7 protein-coding genes are annotated in these 18,105 nt (G+C 72.0%); 5 read left to right on the top strand and 2 right to left on the bottom strand.

The window, feature by feature from the left end:
• Positions 1–5 precede the first annotated feature (5 nt).
• The 5 genes from CEY15_RS02145 (at position 6) to CEY15_RS02125 (ending at position 11,189) form a co-directional block, all read left to right on the top strand.
• On the top strand, positions 6–1,454 hold the full coding sequence (locus tag CEY15_RS02145; protein WP_095717189.1) for an FAD-binding oxidoreductase: 1,449 nt from the start codon (positions 6–8) through the stop codon (positions 1,452–1,454).
• A gap of 285 nt (positions 1,455–1,739) precedes the next feature.
• Positions 1,740–2,501: a decaprenylphospho-beta-D-erythro-pentofuranosid-2-ulose 2-reductase gene (locus CEY15_RS02140; protein WP_095717082.1), complete on the top strand. Its 762-nt coding sequence runs from the start codon at positions 1,740–1,742 to the stop codon at positions 2,499–2,501.
• A 2-nt stretch (positions 2,502–2,503) separates the two neighbouring features.
• Complete coding sequence (locus tag CEY15_RS02135) at positions 2,504–4,465, top strand: arabinofuranosyltransferase (protein ID WP_095717081.1); 1,962 nt, start codon at positions 2,504–2,506, stop codon at positions 4,463–4,465.
• Positions 4,466–4,477: 12 nt separating this feature from the next.
• On the top strand, positions 4,478–7,840 hold the full coding sequence (locus CEY15_RS02130) for an arabinosyltransferase domain-containing protein (RefSeq protein WP_245847135.1): 3,363 nt from the start codon (positions 4,478–4,480) through the stop codon (positions 7,838–7,840).
• A gap of 22 nt (positions 7,841–7,862) precedes the next feature.
• Positions 7,863–11,189, top strand: coding sequence for an arabinosyltransferase domain-containing protein (locus tag CEY15_RS02125; protein ID WP_095717080.1), 3,327 nt, complete (start codon positions 7,863–7,865; stop codon positions 11,187–11,189).
• Between the two features lie 215 nt (positions 11,190–11,404).
• Here CEY15_RS02125 and CEY15_RS02120 read toward each other — a convergent pair whose 3' ends face one another.
• A complete protein-coding gene (locus CEY15_RS02120; protein ID WP_095717079.1) occupies positions 11,405–12,958 on the bottom strand; it encodes an acyl-CoA carboxylase subunit beta in 1,554 nt (517 codons plus the stop codon).
• Positions 12,955–18,030, bottom strand: a complete 5,076-nt coding sequence (pks13, locus tag CEY15_RS02115; protein WP_095717078.1) for a polyketide synthase Pks13 — start codon at positions 18,028–18,030, stop codon at positions 12,955–12,957. Before pks13 ends, CEY15_RS02120 begins: the two co-directional genes overlap by 4 nt.
• Between the last annotated feature and the right edge of the window lie 75 nt (positions 18,031–18,105).

The following is an 18,105-nucleotide window of genomic DNA, read 5'->3' as shown; positions in this document are numbered from 1 at the left end:
ACCGGGTGAGCACCACGCAGCAGACCCCCCCGGCCGAGTCCGCCCTGGACACCGAACTCAAGCGACTCACCGGCTGGGGACGCACCTCGCCGGCCGTGAGCCATGTGCTCACCCCGCGCTCGGTGGAGGAGATCTCGGCGGCCGTCGCGGCGGTCAACGACGCCAACGCCTCCGGTCCCGCACACCTGCGGCGCGGGGTCGTGGCCCGGGGACTCGGCCGCTCGTACGGGGACAGCGCGCAGAACTCCGGCGGCCTCGTGCTGGACATGAGCCGCTTCAACCGCATCCACGAGCTAAACGCCGAGAAGGCGCTCGCCGTGGTCGACGCCGGTGTGAACCTGGACCAGCTCATGCGCGCCGCCCTGCCGTTCGGCCTGTGGGTGCCGGTCCTGCCGGGCACGCGCCAGGTCACCGTGGGCGGGGCGATCGGACACGACATCCACGGCAAGAACCACCACTCGGCGGGGTCGTTCGGCAACCACGTCACCCGGATGGAGCTGCTCGTCGCGGACGGCCGGGTCCTCACCCTCGAGCCCGGCGGGACGTCCGACGACCCCGGGGGCACGCTCTTCTGGGCCACGGTGGGCGGCAACGGCCTCACCGGCGTGGTCCTCAAGGTGTGGATCGCCATGACCCGCACCGAGACCGCCTTCTTCCTGGCCGACTCCGATCAGACGGCCTCGCTCGACGAGACCATCGCGCTGCACACCGACGGCTCCGAGTCGAGGTACACCTACTCCTCGGCGTGGTTCGACGCGATCAGCGCACCCCCGAAGCTCGGTCGCGCGGCGGTGTCCCGCGGTTCGCTCGCCACGCTGGCCCAGCTCGAGGAGTACGCACCCAAGCTCGCCAGGGACCCGCTGGCCATGAACGCCAAGCCGCTGGTCACGTTCCCGGACGTGTTCCCCAACGGCCTGGCCAACAAGTACACGTTCGGCCCCATCGGCGAGGTCTACTACCGCCTCGGCGGCACCTCGCGGAACAAGATCAAGACCCTCCCGGCCTTCTATCACATGCTCGATCTGTTCGGGGAGTGGAACCGCGCGTACGGGTCCGACGGCTTCCTGCAGTACCAGTTCATCGTCCCGCCCGGGGCGGTCGACGGGTTCAAGGAGATCATCGGCGACATCCAGCGGTCGGGCCACTACTCGTTCCTCAACGTGTTCAAGCTCTTCGGACCCGGCAACCAGGCCCCGCTCTCGTTCCCCATGGAGGGGTGGAACGTGTGCGTGGACTTCCCCATCAACGACCGCCTGAACGCGTTCGTCAACGAGCTCGACGCCAAGGTCATGTCGATGGGCGGCCGGCTCTACACCGCCAAGGACTCGCGGGTCCCTGCCGAGCGTTTCCACGCCATGTACCCGCAGATCGACTCGTGGATCGCCACGCGCCGTGGGATCGACCCCCACGGGGTCTTCGTCTCCGACATGGGCCGTCGTCTCGAACTGCTCTGACCCGGGGGCTGTACAGGCGGTCGTCGGCGGGCCCACAATAGGGTGACCCCGGACGACGAGGGTCGCCCGGAGGCCGATCGGGAGTCCGCCATGATCCTCCGCACCGTCGCCGCCGCCGTCGTCCTCGTCGCCGTCTCCCCGCCGTCCACCGCGTGGAGACGGGCACCGCGGAGGCCGCCCCCGGCACCTCCCGGGGTCCGCCCACCCCCACGGGGTACGCGCCCCGCCGGGTAGTCCCGGCCACCTTCCCCGTTCCGGCGGGAAGGCCTCGGTAGACTCCTGCGCATGATCAATGCCGTCGGCGTCCCCCAGACCCTGCTCCTGCTCGGAGGCACCTCCGAGATCGGCCTGGCGATCTGCGGGGAGTACCTCCAGCAGGGGCCGATGCGCGTGGTGCTGGCCTGCCTCCCCGGAGACCCGGGCATCGAGGACGCGCGCGCCGAGATGACGGCCGCCGGGGCCACCGCCGTCGACGTGGTGGACTTCGACGCCGCCGCCACCGACTCCCACCCGGCCGCCTTCGAGCAGATCTTCGCCGGGGGCGACGTCGACGTGGCCATCGTGGCGTTCGGCCTGCTCGGGGAGAACGAGGAACTCTGGTCCGATCAGCGCAAGGCCGTGCAGATCGCCCAGGTCAACTACACCGGCGCCGTCTCGGTGGGCGTGCTGCTCGCCGAGCGGATGAAGACGCAGGGATACGGCCGGATCATCGCCATGAGTTCGGCCGCCGGGCTCCGCGCCCGCCGCTCCAACTTCGTCTACGGCTCCACCAAGGCCGGGCTCGACTCCTTCTACACGGGCCTGGGCTACGCGCTCGACGAGTACGGGGTGGACGTCCTGGTGATCCGCCCGGGTCAGGTCCGCACCCGCATGTCCGCGCACGTCAAAGAGGCACCGCTCACCATCAACAAGGACGACGTCGCCCGCATCGCGGTCAAGAAGTCCGGGGCGGGCAAGGGCGCCGTCTTCGCCCCCGCCGCGTTCGGCGGCGTCATGGCCGTGCTCACCCACGTGCCGCGCCCGATCTTCCGCAAGCTCCCCTTCTGACCATGCCGGTGGCGCTCCGGGGGCCGGGCCTGGCGGCCGCGGCGACGCTGCTGGCCGCGGCCGTCACCGCCGTGGTCCTGATCGGCTTCTCCCTCGTCTCGTTCCCCGCCTACGGCAACTCCAACGTCCTGCGGGCGCTCACGGTCGTGGGCCAGACCGCCGCGTTCGCGATGGTGGTGGCGGGCGTGCTGTGCGCGCGCGCCGGGGAGCGGCCGGGCGGTCGGGCGGCACTGGTCCGCGTGGGCAAGCTCGCCGCCCCCACCGGGTCGGCTCTGCTCGTGGCCTCGACCCTCGGCATCCCGCTCGCCGCGTCCCGCCTGTACCTGCACGGTGTGAGCGTGGACCAGGAGTTCCGCACCCAGTTCCTCGGCCGCTCGGCCACCTCACTCGGGCTCCCCGACATGGCCTACGCCGACCTGCCGTCCTTCTACCCGTCGGGGTGGTTCTGGCTGGGTGGACGCTTCGCGAACTTCGCCGGTCTGGAGGGCTGGGCCGCGTACAAGCCGTGGTCGATCCTCTCGCTCGCGGTGGCCGCCGCGCTGGTCACGGTGCTCTGGACCCGACTGCTGCGCACCGACCTCGGCGCGGTGGTCGGCGTGGTCTCCACGGCGGTGATGCTGGCCTACGGCAGCCCGGAGCCGTACGGGGCGGTCGTGGCGCTGTTCATCCCGCCGATGCTGATCCTGGCCTGGCACGCCGTGAACCCCACCGCCCCGCGCGCCGGCCGCGGCGCGGCTGTGGCCACCACCCTGTTCCTGGGTGCCTCGGCCAGCACGTACACGCTGTACACGGGCCTGGCCGCGGGCACCGTGGTCCTCATGGCGTTCGTCGCCACCGTCGCCGCGACGGCCCGCCGACACCCCCGGCACCCCGGGGGCGCCCGGCCCGCACCGTTCCCGCTGTGGCTGCCCACGGCCCGGCTCGTGGCGATCGGTGTCGGGTCGCTCCTCATCGCCCTGGTGGTGTGGGCGCCCTACCTCCTCGCCGCGCTGCGCGGCACCCCGGCGGACTCCGGGACCGCCATGCACTACCTCCCGGACGCCGGCGCCCGCCTGCCGCTACCCATGACCGCGGGCGGACTCACCGGGTGGGTGTGCCTGGCCGGGCTGGTGTGGATCGTCGCCCGGGCGTGGACCTCCCGGCGCGCGCAGGCCCTGGGCCTGGGCGTGGTGGCCGTCTACCTCTGGAGCCTGGCGTCCATGGCGGTCACCGTGCTGGGCACCACCATGCTGGGGTTCCGCCTCGAGCCGGTGCTCATCCTGCTGCTGGTGGTGGCCGGGGTGTTCGCTGTCGCCGAGCTCGCCGGACTCGCGGTGCGGGCCGCGGGTCGCCAGGGCGGCGCCGACCGACCCGCCGCCGAGGCCGCCGACCGGCGTCGCCGGGCCACCGCCGTCGTGGGCGTCGTGGCCACCCTCGCCGCACTCGCCCACGCGCAGGGGATCCCCGATCACCTGCACGAGGAGATCCGACTGGCCTATACGGACACCGACGGCGACGGCGAGCGCGCCGACCGCTTCCCGCCCGGGCCCGAGTCCCACTACGCCGAGGTCGACAGGGTCATCCTCGAGGCGTTCCCGGGCCGCGAGAAGACCGACCTCGTCGTCGTCAGCACCGCCGACGCCTTCCTGGCCTACCACCCGTACCTGGCCTACCAGGCCGTCACCTCCCACTACGCCAACCCGCTCGGTCGGTACGACGAGCGCAACGAGGTGATGCTCGGCTGGGAGGACGCCACCAGCGGCGACGAGCTGTACGCCATGATGAACGACACGCCGTGGCGGCGCCCGGATGCCGTGGTCGCCCGCCCCTCGGGTTCCGGGTACGCGCTGCGCCTGGCCGAGGACACCTATCCCAACGACCCCAACGTGCGCCGGTTCGGCGTCACCATCCCCGCCGAGGCCGTGGAGGGCCCCCACTTCGAGGTCCACGACGTCGGACCGTTCGCCGTGATCGTGGTGCGATGAGGTGACCCCACTGTGACGGCGAGCGACCGGCGCCCCCTCGGGCGGCACCCCTACCCGGGGATGGACCGCGACCGACGGCTGGCCGTGATCACCGGCTTCCTCGGCGCGTTCCTGGCGATCCTGTCCGGGTTCCTCCCGGTCCACCAGGACACCACCGAGGTGCGCTGGACCGCCGGACCCGACTACGCCTCCGTCACCGCGCCGCTGGTCTCCGGGAGACCGCTCGACCTGACCATCACCGCACCGTGTGGCCCGTTGTCGCAGGTTCCCGACGACACGATCGTGTTCTCGACCCTGCCCGAGGGCGCACCCGGTCGGATCTCCGACGGCCTCGTGGTGCAACGCTCCGCCGACGCCGCGGGGGACCCCGCCATCGAGGTGGCGGTCCGCAACACCACCCTGCTCTCGGTCCCCCTGTCCACCCTCCGGGACCCGGCCTGCGAGTCGCTGCGGGTCAGGGCCGAGGTCGGGGTGCTGGTGGCCGAGCTCACCGGCCTGTCCGAGGTCGGGGGCCAGGGCGGGGACGACGACGAGAACGGCCAGGACCCGGTCAGCGCGGCCGTCCCGGGAACCATGCGCCCGCAGGTGACAGGGGTGTTCACGGACCTCACGCCCACCTCCGCGCCCGACGGGCTGGGCGAGTCGACGGTGGAGATCACCGTCGACTCCCGCTACTCCTCCAGCCCCACGGCGCTCAAGCTGGCGTTGATGGTGCTCGGGGTCCTGGCCACCCTCGCCTCGGTGGTGTTCCTGCACCGCCTCGACGGGATCGACGGACGGTCCGACCGCCGGTTCGTCCCCCGCTCGTGGACCCGGTTGTCGGCGGTGGACGGCGTGGTGGTGGGCGTCCTGGGGTTCTGGCACCTCGTCGGCGCCAACACCTCCGACGACGGCTACCTCCTCACCATGGCCCGGTCGGCCGGACCCAGCGGGTACATGGCCAACTACTACCGCTGGCTCGGATCCCCCGAGTCGCCCGTGGGCTGGTACTACGAGATCCTGCGGTTGTTCGCCGAGGTGTCCACCGCGAGCCCGTGGATGCGCCTGCCCACCCTGGCGTGCGGCATCCTGGCGTGGCTGATCATCAGCCGGGAGGTGGTCCCGCGCCTGGGCCGGCTCGCCCGCACCTGGCACCGGCCGCGCTGGACGGGCGCCGCGCTCTTCCTGGCCTTCTGGATGGCGTTCAACAACGGACTGCGGCCCGAGCCCGTGATCGCGCTGGGCGCGCTGCTCACCTGGTCGCTCGTGGAGCGGTCCATCGCCACGCGCAGGCTCGTCCCGGGCGTCGCCGCGATCGGGGTGGCCGCGTTCTCCCTCGGGGCCGGGCCGACCGGGCTCATGTGTGTGGCCGCCCTGGCCGCGGGCGCACGCGAGTTCGTCCGCATGGTCCGCCGCCGCGCCCTGGTGGTCGGCTGGGCCCCCATCCTCGGTCCGGTCCTCGCGGTGGGACTGGCCCTGCTCTACACGGTGTTCGCCGACCAGACCCTCGCCGCCGTCCTCGAGGCCACCCGCATCCGCACCGAGCTCGGCCCGAGCCTTCCCTGGTACGGGGAGAAGGACCGCTGGGAGGCGTTGTTCGGGGTGTCCGCCGACGGTGGTGTGGCCCGGCGCTTCCCCGTCCTGCTCATGCTGATGTGCCTCGCGCTCGTCACGGCCGTGATGCTGCGCCGCGGCAGGATCCCCGGGGCCGCCGCCGGACCGTCCCGCCGGCTCATCGGCGTGATCGCCGGCTCACTGCTGTTCCTGGTGTTCACCCCCACCAAGTGGACCCACCACTTCGGGGTGTTCGCCGGGCTCGCCGGGGCGCTGGCCGTCCTGGCGGTGATCGCCCTGCGGTCCTCGACCGTCTCGCTGCGCCGCAGCCGGTGGCTCGTCGGCGCCGCGTTGTGCCTCGTCGTGGGCCTGTCCACGGCGACCAACAACACCTGGTGGTACGTCTCCGATTACGGCATCCCGTTCTCCGACACCTTCCCCGACGTGCTGGGGGTCCAGGTCCAGTACGTCGCGTTCATCGGCGGCCTGGTGTGCCTGCTGGTGGCCGGACTCATCCACGCCGGGATCCTGCCCGACTCGCCCGACGGGGCGGTCGCCCGCAGGTTCTCCCGGGCCCTGCCCTTCCGCCGGTCGGGGCCGGACACCCCCGCCGCCCGGACCCGCGACCGCCGCCGGGTCGGGGCCGGACGTGGCCCCGGCATCGACGGCGCCCCACTGACGATCGTGGCGTTCTCCGTCGTGATCTTCGAACTCGTCTCCGCCGTGACCGCCGTGTTCGTCCAGACCCCGGCGTACACGGTCGGGCGCGCCAACCTGCGCGCCCTCAGCGGTGAGCCGTGTTCGCTCGCCGACTCGGTGCTGGTCGAGGAGGACTCCAACGACGGCCTGCTCAGAGCCGTGGGCGCGGGGCCCGAGATCTCCCTGGGTGCGGGCGTGGTCAACGGGTTCGCCCCCAACGGCCTGCCCGACACGATCACGGTCGACAGCACGGAGTCCTCCGGGTCACTGGCCCTGTCCGACTCCGGCGAGCGCGAGCCGGGCGACGGCGTCGACGCGGGCACCACCGGCGGCCGGGGTGAGGTCACCGTCAACGGCTCCACCGTCGCGCTGCCCTTCGGCCTGGACCCCGACACCACACCGGTGCTGGGCTCCTACCGTCGCGGTCCCCAGGTCGCCGCCGAACTCACGTCGGCCTGGTACGAGCTGCCCGCCCGCCGCCCCAACAGCCCCCTGCTGGTGATGGCCGCGGCCGGCCGCATCGGCAACGGCGATCTGACGATCGAGTACGGCCGACCGGGCCGGGTCGGCGCGGCGGGCCCCACCGACTTCGAGGTCATGGGCTCCACGACCCCCGTCGACATCGGTCCCGCCCCCGCCTGGCGCAACCTCAGGATCCCCCTCGAGTCGATCCCCTCCGACGCCGAGGTCGTCCGGGTGGTGGCGACCGACGGCAACCTCGACCCCGACTGGTGGCTCGCCGTGACCCCGCCCCGGAACCCCCGGCTACGCACCCTCGACGAGGTCGTGGGCCACACCGACCCGGTGCTCGTCGACTGGGTGGTGGCCCTGGCCTTCCCCTGTCAGCGCCCGTTCGTCCACAACGGCGGGGTCGCAGAGATCCCCCGCTACCGGATCCTCGCCGACCGCGAGTCCTCGGCCGCCGCGAACTGGTGGCAGAGCGCGGGCGGCGGCGGACCACTGCTGTGGACCACCCAGACGGTGGAGGCCGTCACCGTCCCCACCTACCTCGACCACGACTGGTCGCGGGACTGGGGTTCCCTCCAACGGTTCGAACCCCTCGACCCCGGGGCGACGCCCGCGGACCTCGTGCGCAGCAGTTCCGTCCAGTGGGGCTGGACCACGCCGGGTCCCATGAAGTGACCGTCGCCTAGAATCGGGCGTCGTGTCAGACTCCACCGTTGCTTCCGGCCCGGTCGCCGCCGACGCCCGTGTCGCGAGGCTCCGCCTCGTCGCCATCGTCAGCGGCCTCCTGGGCACTCTGTGCTTCCTCTCCCTGCCGTTCCTGCCGGTCACCCAGACCACATCGAGCGTGCAGTGGCCACAGAACGGATCGGTCGACTCGGTGACCGCGCCGCTGATGGCGCACTCGCCCCAGCGGTTCACCGCCTCCGTGCCCTGCACCCTGGTCGCGGACCTGCCCGCCGACGGCGGGATCCTGCTGTCCACCGCCCCGGCGGGTGGTGAGGAGGCCGGCGACCGGGCACTGTTCGTCCGGGCCTCCGCGGACACGGTCGACGTGGTCTCCCGCAACCGGGTCATCGTCTCCGCACCGCGGGAGGAGGTCGCCGCCGGGGACTGCACGCAGTTGACCGTGACCGCCGCCCCGACCTTCGTCGAGGCGGAGTTCGAGGGCATCGACGACGCCGCCCGCCGGGTCGATGCCGACGACCTCCGACCGATGGTCGTGGGCATCTACACCGACCTGCCCTCCGACACCGTGGTCCCCGACGGCCTCGAGGTGGCCGTAGAGGTCGATTCCCGCTTCACCACCGACCCGACCGCCCTCAAGTGGGCCGCCATCGTGATCGGGCTGATCGCCACCGCTGTGGCCCTCTGGGCCCTGCACGGGCTCGACCAGACCGACGGCCGCCGGTCCCGCCGGTTCCTGCCCCGCGGGTGGTTCAGGATCCGGCTACCGGACGTGGCCGTGATCGGCACGCTCGGTGTGTGGCATTTCATCGGCGGCAACACCTCCGATGACGGGTACATCATGTCGATGGCCCGGGCCGCCGACCCCGCCGGCTACATGGCCAACTACTACCGCTGGTACGGCGTCCCGGAGTCTCCGTTCGGCTCCCCGTACTACGACCTGCTCACGATGCTCGCGCACGTGTCCACCGCCAGCCCGTGGATGCGTCTGCCCGCGCTCGTCGCCGCGATCCTGTGCTGGCTCGTCATCAGCCGCGAGGTCCTGCCGCGGCTCGGCCGCGCCGCGCGCACCACCCCGGTGGTCGTGTGGAGCGCCGCCGCCGTGTTCCTGGCCTTCTGGATGGCCTTCAACAACGGCCTGCGGCCCGAGCCCGTCATCGCCCTGGGCGCGCTGCTGACCTGGGTCTCCGTCGAACGCGCCATCGCGACCCGACGCATGTTGCCGTACGCGATAGCGGTGATCGTCGCCTCGTTCTCGCTGGCCACCGGCCCCACCGGACTCATGGCCGTCGCCGCGCTGGTGATGGGACTGCGCCCGGTCCTGCGCACCGTCGTGGTGCGCGGGCGCGAGGTCGGGTCTCACCTCGCGCTGGTCGCCCCGGTGCTCGCCGCGGGGACCATGGTGCTCATCAGCGTCTTCGGCATCCAGTCCCTGGCCTCGGTGCTCGAGGCCATCCGGGTGCGCGGCGAGATCGGCCCCAACCTGAACTGGTTCGAGGAGTTCGTCCGCTACTACTACCTGATGATCCCGACGGTCGACGGCTCGCTCTCGCGTCGACTCCCGGTGTTGCTGGTCCTGCTGTGCCTCATCATGGTGATCGGCACCCTGCTGCGCCGCGGCAAGATCCCGGGCGCGGCCTCGGGGCCCGTCTGGCGCCTGGTCGGTGTGGTGGTGGGCACCGCGTTCTTCATGATGTTCTCCCCCACCAAGTGGACCCACCACTTCGGTGTCTACGCGGGGATCGGCGCGGCGATCGCGGCGCTCGGCGCCATGGCCATCTCCGCGTCCGCGGTCCGCACCGCCCGCAACCGGACCGTGTTCCTGGGGATCATCCTGGTGGTGCTCGCGCTGGCCTTCGCCGGACCCAACGGCTGGTGGTACGTCTCGAGCTACGGCATCCCCTGGTGGGACAAGGCGCCCAGTGTCCGCGGCATCGACGCGGCCACCGTGCTCCTGGGTCTGGCGGTCCTGACCTTCGCCTATGCCGGCTGGCAGCATCTCAGGCAGGACTACGTGGGCACGCAGGCGCCCAGGACGCGCGAGGGCCGGCGGCGGGTGCGGACGATCGCCGCCGCACCCATCGCGGTGGTCGCGGGTCTGCTCGTCGTGTTCTCCGTCGCCTCGTTCGCCAAGGGGGTCCACAAGCAGTACCCGGCGTACACGATCGCGGCCGGCAACTTCTCGGCCCTGGCCGGGAACCCGTGCATGCTCGCCGACCGCGTCCTGGTGGAGCCCGACGCCAACGCCGGCATGCTCACCCCGCTCGCCGCGACCCCCGGACCGGACGGCGCGATCGACCCCGCGGACCGCGCGGCGGCCATCGAGGCCGGCGACAACTCGGGGTTCACCCCGGACGGTGTCGCACCCGACCTGTCCGCGGACGCGGTGGTGGCCGATCCCGGTGCCGCCAACACCACCCAGGAGCCCGGCGGCGGCCCCTCCGTCACCACCGGCGAGAGTGCCGGCACCGCCGGTGGCCAGGGCGCCGAGGGCGTCAACGAGTCGACCGTCGCTCTTCCCTTCGGACTCGACCCGGCCACCACCCCGGTGCTGGGGTCGTACCTGGTGGGGCCGCAGCGCGAGGCGAACCTCGAGACCGGCTGGTACCGGCTGCCGGAGAACCGCGAGACGCACCCGCTCCTGGTGATCTCGGCCGCCGGACGGATCGGCCGCTACGACGCCGACGGCCTGTACAAGTACGGGCAGGAGGTCATCGTCGAGTTCGGTCGCGCCGCCGGGGACGGAGCCGACGTGGTGGGAGAACCCGTCGTGCCGTTCGACATCGGCCCCGCCCCCACCTGGCGGAACCTGCGGGTCGACATGCAGGACGTGCCGGCCGAGGCCGACGTCATGCGGATCCTGGTCGACGACGACGACCTGACCCCCGACCAGTGGGCGGCGATCACCCCGCCGCGCGCGCCCGAGCTCGTCACGGTCCAGGAGCTCGTCGGATCGGAGTCTCCCGTCATGCTGGACTGGGCGGTGAGCCTGCAGTTCCCGTGCCAGCGGCCGTTCTCGCACTACGCGGGGGTCGCCGAGCTGCCGGAGTACCGGATCCTCCCGGACCGTCCACTGGCGGTGGCCGCCACCAGCACGTGGCAGTCGTACGAGTCGGGGGGCCCGCTCGGGTGGATCGAGGTCGCCCAGCGCGCCCGCACGATCCCGTCGTACCTGCGGCACGACTGGAACCGGGACTGGGGCTCCATCGAGGCGTACACCCCGCTGGGGACCTACCAGGAGGACCCGCCGGCGCCGGCCGAGGTGACCACCGGGACCGAGACCCGCTGGGGTTGGTGGCAGCCCGAGGGCCCGATCCTCGTGACCGACCCGGAGTCCTAGTCCGGGCTACCGGCCCGAGCCCCCAGGGCCCGGACACAGGGGCAGCGCGTCCCGCGTGGGATGCGCTGCCCCTTGTCGTCGGTGTGATGTCTCGGGACATCACACAAGCCCCGGCACACCGTACGTTCAGCCAGCACTACCAGGGGTCGGGGACGACGAAGGCCGGCCCGCCTCCGGAGAGAGCGGACCGGCCCAGGCGTGCTGCCGCGCGTCGGCTACAGCGGCGCGATGGGGTGCTTGCGCGGGGGCTCGTTGCGGACCTTGTCGCGCAGCTGGGCCAACGCGCCGCGCAGCACCAGACGGGTCTGCGACGGCTCGATCACCGCGTCGATGTACCCGCGCTCGGCGGCCGAGTACGGGGTCGCGATGAACTCGTTGTACATGTCGATCAGCTGCTTGCGGAGCTTGGGACCCTCTTCCGGGCCCGCCTCCTCGATCTGCCGACGCTGCAGCAGGTCCACCGCGCCCTCGGCGCCCATCACCGCGATGCGTGCGGTGGGCCAGGCGAAGTTGAGGTCGCCGCCGAGGTTCTTGGACCCCATCACGGCGTAGGCGCCGCCGTAGGCCTTGCGGACGACGAACGTGACCTTGGGGACCGAGGCCGCCACCACGGCGAAACCCATCTTGGCCCCGCGGTGGATGATGCCGAGTTTCTCCTGCTGCAAGCCCGGGAGATAGCCGGGGGTGTCCACCACGTAGACCAGCGGGATCGAGTAGGCGTCACACAGCATCATGTGCCGCGTCGCCTTCTCCGACGCGTCGATGTCCAACGCGCCCGACAGGTGCAGGGGCTGGTTGGCGACGACGCCGACGGACTCGCCGTCGACCCTGGCGAAGCCCGTGATGATGTTGGACGCGAACTGTCCGGAGGTCTCCACGAACTCGCCGTCGTCGAACATCCGCAGGAGCACGTCGTGCATGTCGTACGCGGCGTTGTCCGTGTCCGGGATGATTGAGTCCAGCTGACGATCCGACTCCGTGGTCTCCGCCTCGAGACCCGGGTTGATCCGCGGTGCCTTCTCGGCCGCCGAGGACGGCAGGTAACTCAGCAGGTTACGCACGTACATGAAGGCGTCGTGCTCGCTCACGGCCACGTGGTTGACGTTGCCGTTCTTGGCCTGCTGCAGGGCCGAGCCGAGTTCGTCCATGGTGACGTCCTCGCCGGTGACCTGCCGGATCACGTCGGGGCCGGTGACGAACATGTACGCCTGGTCCTGGACCGCGATCACGAAGTCGGTGGTCGCGGGGGCGTAGACGGCGCCGCCCGCGCACTTGCCCAGCATGATCGAGATCTGGGGCACGTACCCGGAGGCCGGGTACTGGCGCCGGGAGATCTCCGAGTAGTAGGCCAGCGAGGTCACGGCGTCCTGGACTCGCGCGCCACCGGAGTCGTTGATGCCGATGATGGGGCACCCGACCTTGATCGCGAAGTCCATGATGGCGCAGACCTTCTTACCGAAGCCCTCGCCGACCGACCCGCCGAACACCGTGTTGTCGTGCGCGTACACGGCCACCGGGCGACCGTCGATGGTGCCGCGACCGGTCACCACACCGTCCCCGAACGGGTTGTCCGGGCTCCCCGGAGCCTTGGCCAGCTGGCCCATCTCCACGAAGCTTCCCGCGTCGAGCAACTCCGCGATGCGCTCGCGCGGCGGGGTGTGGCCCGCGGCGTCGCGTCGGGCCCTGGCCCGCTCGCTGCCCGGGTCGCGGGCCTGCTCGGTCTTAACCCGCAGTTCAGCGAGCTTCTCCGCGGTGGTCCTAGCCGTCACGCGTCCGATCCCTTCAGTACTCCCGCGTCGATCTCGACGAGTCGACGCGCCAGGTGCTTTCCGACCGTACTGACCACCGGCTCGTCGACCACCGCGAGGTGGTCACCCTTGAGCTGGACCACCTCCAGATCGGAGACGATCCGGGCCCAGCCACCGTCGCGGTCGACGTGGGCGTAGCGGGGTTCGAGCTCGATGGCGCCCTCGTGCATACGCTCCGCACGGTAGAGCACGAACGGCACCTCCGCACCCACTCCCGACCACGTGGACAGGTCCGCGCTCTGCAGGATGCGGTTGTCGACGAAGCTGGCCCGCTGGTGCTCGATGACGCCCCCACCCATGGCGTTCGCCTCGGCGCCCAGGCCCTCCAGGAGCATTCCCAGTACGCCGTCCTCGCCGTGCTCGGCGAGGAACTCGCGCGGCACCTCCACGTCCAGGCCGTAGGTGCGCTTGGCGAACTTCGAGTAGCGCTTCCAGCGTGCCTCCGCCTCGTCGAGAGTGTCCGGGATCGGCTCGGACGGCTGCACGGTGTCCAGGAGGGCCACCAGCGCCACGACGTCGTCGGCGGCCCGCAACTGACGGGCGACCTCGACGGCCAGGGCGCCACCGAAAGACCAGCCGCCGAGCGCGACGGGACGCCCCGAGGCGATCTCCCGGATCCTGTCCAGGTACCCGGCGGCCCTCTCCTCCAGCGGCCCCTCCGTGCGCTCGACGCCGTAGACCGGGGTGTCACCGTCCAGCCGATCGACCAGCGGTTCGTATACGAACGACGATCCGCCGGCCGCGTGGAACAGGAACAGGGGTGTGCTGTCGGTGGAACCCTCGCGAAGAACGCGGATGTTGCCCTCCACCGCCACCTCGGTGAACGGGCGCAGCAGGTCGGCGACCTCCGCGATCGTCGTGGCCCCGGCCAGCTGCTCGGCGGTGATCTCGCCGCCACATCGGGTCGACAGCCGCTCGGCCAGTGCCGTCCGGGTGGAGTCGTCGAGCGCGGGCAGCGTCCCGGTCACCCCGGGTGCCGCCGTACCGGTGACCACGGCCCACGCGCCGAAGGCCATCCGCTCGGTGTCGTCCCGGGGGGCGATGGCGACGTCGGGCGTGGCGGCCTCACCGGCAGCACCCCCTGCCGCGGCCGCCGGCGAGTCCCCGCGCAGGGCGGCCACGTCGACCACGCCCTCGCCGCGGGCCTGCTGGTCCGCGAGCTCTCCCACCTTGTCCGGGTTCTCCACGGCGAACGTCACCATCTGCACGACGTCGTTCATCGACGCGTCCCGCATGGCCTGCAGCTCGAGCGGCGGTATGGAGAACTCGTGCTCGACCCGGTTCTTGATGCGCACGGCCATGAGCGAATCCAGGCCCAGGTCCAGCAGGGGCAGCTCACGCGGTAGGTCGTCGGGGCTGTACCCCATCGAGGAGCCGACGATCCGGGCCAGGCGCTCGCCGATCGACTCGTTCCCGTCCGGGCTCCAGCGGTTGTCCGCCTCGTCGTCGTCGTCACCATCCACGACGGGCGCGTCGGACTCGGCCGACACGTAGTGCGGTCCCGGCTGGTCCTCCGGATCGATCGGCGTCCCACCGCTCACCGCACACTCGGCGACGAGCGTGAAGGACTGCGTGGCGCCGTCACCGGTGTGCGCGTGCACCTGCAGCGACGCACCTCCAGGGTGCGGGGTCATGGTGGTGGTGACCGCGCCCGCGACCGGGAGGACGCCCGGGCGGTGGACGGCCGCGAGGACGGCGCCCTCGAGGACGGACGCCGCCGCGGCGCCCATCAGGGCGTCGACGCTGGGCACGACCTCGGCCCGGACCTGCCACGCGTGGCGCCCGTCGGGCAACGCCACGTGGGAGCCCGGCATGCGGCCCTCGCCCGACCCGCCACCGGCGGTGACGGTCGGCCACAGCGTCCGTCGCTTCCACGCCGTGCCCGGCACCGCGGCGTAGCGACCGGGACCGGTGACGTAGCCGTGCAGCATCTCCACGACCTGGTCCATGTTGACCTCGTGGCCGTGGACATAGAGCTGGGCGATCGCGTGGAGCAGGGTGTCGGCCTCGGACTCCTTGCGCTTGAGCGTGTGGAGCAGGTTGGGCTCCATCAGGCCGGCGTCGAAGCAGGTCGCCGCCACGGACATCGCGGCGACCGGGTTGGGCGCGAACTCCAGGAACGTCACGTACCCGGCCTCGACGGCCTTGCGCACGGCGTGGGTGAACCACACCGAGTGCCGCATGCCCTTGACCCAGTACTCCTCGGCGTGGATCGGCTCGTGGCCGGCGCGGTAGAAGGTCTCCTTGTCCACGGAGGAGAACAGGCCGGATCGGAGTTCGCGAGGCTCCAGGCCCGCGATCTCGGCGGCGAGCTCACCCAGCAGCATGTCGACGTCGGAGGTGTGCCCGGCCCCGCGGACCTGGAGCTGGCGGGCGAACTTGCCCTGCTCCTCGACCCAGGCCACGAACTCGGCCACGGGCTTGGCGCGGCCGCCGACCGTGGTGTGGGTGGGCGCGGCGTAGACCGCGGGCTCGATCGAGGCGAACTGCGGGTTGTCGGCGATGATCTGCGCGATCTCCTCGGCCGAGTACTCGACCAGCGCCATGGCGCCGGCGTCCTCGTCGGAGACCTGCTGCTCGGCGTCGCCCATGAGGCGCGAGCGGACGCAGATCACCCGCACCGCGTCCTCGAGACTCAGCCCGCCCGCCGCATAGGCGGCGGCGACCTCGCCCATCGAGTGGCCGATCACGGCCTCGGGCTTGGCGCCGAGCGCCTTGAGCGTGTCGACCAGCGCGACCTGGACGGCGAAGATGCCGACCTGCGCGTTCTCCACCTCGTAGGTGACCGAGTCGTCGAGGAACATCTCGACCATCCGGTAGCCGGCCTCGAAGTCGATGAGCTCGTCCACCGCGTCCAGGCACAAGGCGAACAGCGGGTTGGACAGGTACAGCTCCTTGGCCATCTTGCGGTGCTGGGCACCGAAGCCCGAGAACACCCAGACGTCACCGGTGCCGGCGGGGGCGTCCGCGCTGAAGACGCCGGGGCCGGGGTCGCCGGCCGCCAGGGCGCGCAGCCCCGCGACCAGCTCGGTGCGGGTGTGGCCCACGACGGCGCCGCGGGAGCGGCCGTGGTTGCGCGTGGCCAGGGTGCGCGCGACGGCACCGAGGTCCACGGAGTCGTCCTGCGCCTCGAGCCAGTCGGCGAGCTGACCGGCGGTGGCCTTGCGGCGCGACGGCAGCGAGCCGGACACCACGAGGACGGTGGCGGCCGCGCCCGGGGCGGACGTGCCGGTGGTGGCGAGGACCTCGGCGTTGCGCGCGACCGCCTCGGCGACGCTGCGGGCCACGTCGTCCTGCGGGGCGGCCTCCGTCGCGGCGGTGTCCCCCGCGTCGGCCGTCCGCGCGACGGTGTCCTCGGCGCCGGTCGCCTGCGAATCGACCGTCTGTGAGTCGACCGTCTGCGGATCGGTCTGCTGAGCGGCCCGGACCGGGGCGGGCTGGTACTCGGCCACCACGACGTGGGCGTTGGTCCCGCCGAAGCCGAATCCGGAGACACCGGCCAGCGCCCGGCCGCTGTAGCGCGGCCACGGCCGGTTCTCCGTGACGACGCTCAGCCGCGCGGCGTCGAAGTCGATGTACGGGTTGGGGCCGGCGAAGTTGAGGGTGGGCGGGAGCGAGTCGTGCCCCATCCCGAGGATGATCTTGGCCAGGCCCGCGGCACCGGCCGCCGACTCCATGTGCCCGAAGTTGGTCTTGGCCGAGCCCAGCAGCGTGGGTCGATCGGCGTCGCGGCCGCGGCCGAGCACCTGTCCGATCGCGGTGGCCTCGATGGGGTCACCGAGGATCGTGCCCGTGCCGTGGGCCTCGATGTAGTCGACGTCCCTCGGGTCCACACCCGCGTCGGCGTACGCCTGGCGCAGCACCGCCACCTGGGCGTCCGGGTTGGGGGCGGTCATCCCGTTGGAGCGTCCGTCGGAGTTGACGGCGGACCCCTTGATGACGGCGAGGACCACGTCCCCGTCCCGTTCGGCCTCGGACAGGCGCTTCAGGATGAACAGTCCCCCGCCCTCCGCCCGGCAGATGCCGTTGGCGTCGGAGGAGAAGGCCTTGATGCGCCCGTCGGGGCTGAGCGCGGCCCCGGTCTTGGCGAAGCCCATGGTGGCGGCGGGCGCCAGCATCATGTTGACGCCACCGGCCACGGCCAGGTCGGACTCGTGCAGGCGCAGCGAGTTGACGGCCTCGTGGATCGCGACCAGGGAGGTCGAGCACGCGGTGTCCAGGGTCATCGAGGGGCCGCGGAAGTCGAACGTGTACGACACCCGGTTGGAGATGATCGAGTTGGAGGCGCCCGTGACCGCGTACGGGGAGGCGGCGGCGGAGTCGGAGGTGAGGAACACCTGGTAGTCGCTGGACGACGAACCGATGAACACGCCCACCTCGTGGCCCTTGAGGTCACTCGCGGGCAGGTGCGCGTGCTCGAGGGCCTCCCAGGTGAGCTCGAGTGCGAGCCGCTGCTGCGGGTCCACCATCTCCGCCTCGCGGGGACTCATGCCGAAGAACTCGGCGTCGAAGTCCCGCACCTCGGAGTCGTCGAGCCACCCGCCCCGGTCCGGGGCCTCGGCCAGGACCTGCTGGACGTAGGAGTCACCCGCCCACTCGGACCAGCGGGTCGCCGGACGCGGGCTGGTGGCGTCCCGGCCCTCGGACAGCAGTTCCCAGGTGGCCTCGGGCGAGTCCGCGCCGCCCGGGAAACGGGTGGCGAAGCCGATCACGGCGACGTCGAACTCCATCCCCGCCCCACGGTGGCGGAAGGTGTGGAGGTCTCCGGGCTCGTCGATCTCGGCCGGTCCGTTGACCACGTACTCGGCGAGAGAGGCGATGGTGGGGTGCTGGTAGGCCACCGTGGCGTCCAGGGGACGGCCGAGCAGGTCCTCGAGATCCGCCGAGAGGGTCACCGCGTCCCGGGAGGACAGCCCGAACTCCTCGAGGGAGCGGTCGTCGGTCACCTTGGCGACGTCGAGCCCGGTGGCCCGGGAGACCCAGCCCCGCAACCAGTCGCGGAGCTCTACTACCGTCATCTCGCTCTGTGCCATCGTGGGGATCGCCTTTCCATCGGGTCTCGTCCGGTGTGCTCGCCCGTCGCCGCCGCGCACCGGTGGTGCCGTGAC

It is taken from the genome of Dietzia natronolimnaea, from assembly GCF_002289575.1.
Taxonomy (GTDB): Bacteria; Actinomycetota; Actinomycetes; order Mycobacteriales; family Mycobacteriaceae; genus Dietzia; species Dietzia natronolimnaea_A.
Note: the sequence above shows the minus strand (reverse complement) of the source record. Positions and strands in the feature narration are given on the sequence as shown.

What these genes read in the sequence shown, in the direction of transcription:
- CEY15_RS02140 (WP_095717082.1), top strand. Translation starts at nt 1,740, where the DNA reads ATGATCAATGCCGTCGGCGTCCCCCAGACCCTGCTCCTGCTCGGAGGC.
- CEY15_RS02135 (WP_095717081.1), top strand. Translation starts at nt 2,504, where the DNA reads ATGCCGGTGGCGCTCCGGGGGCCGGGCCTGGCGGCCGCGGCGACGCTG.
- pks13 (WP_095717078.1), bottom strand. Translation starts at nt 18,030, where the DNA reads ATGGCACAGAGCGAGATGACGGTAGTAGAGCTCCGCGACTGGTTGCGG.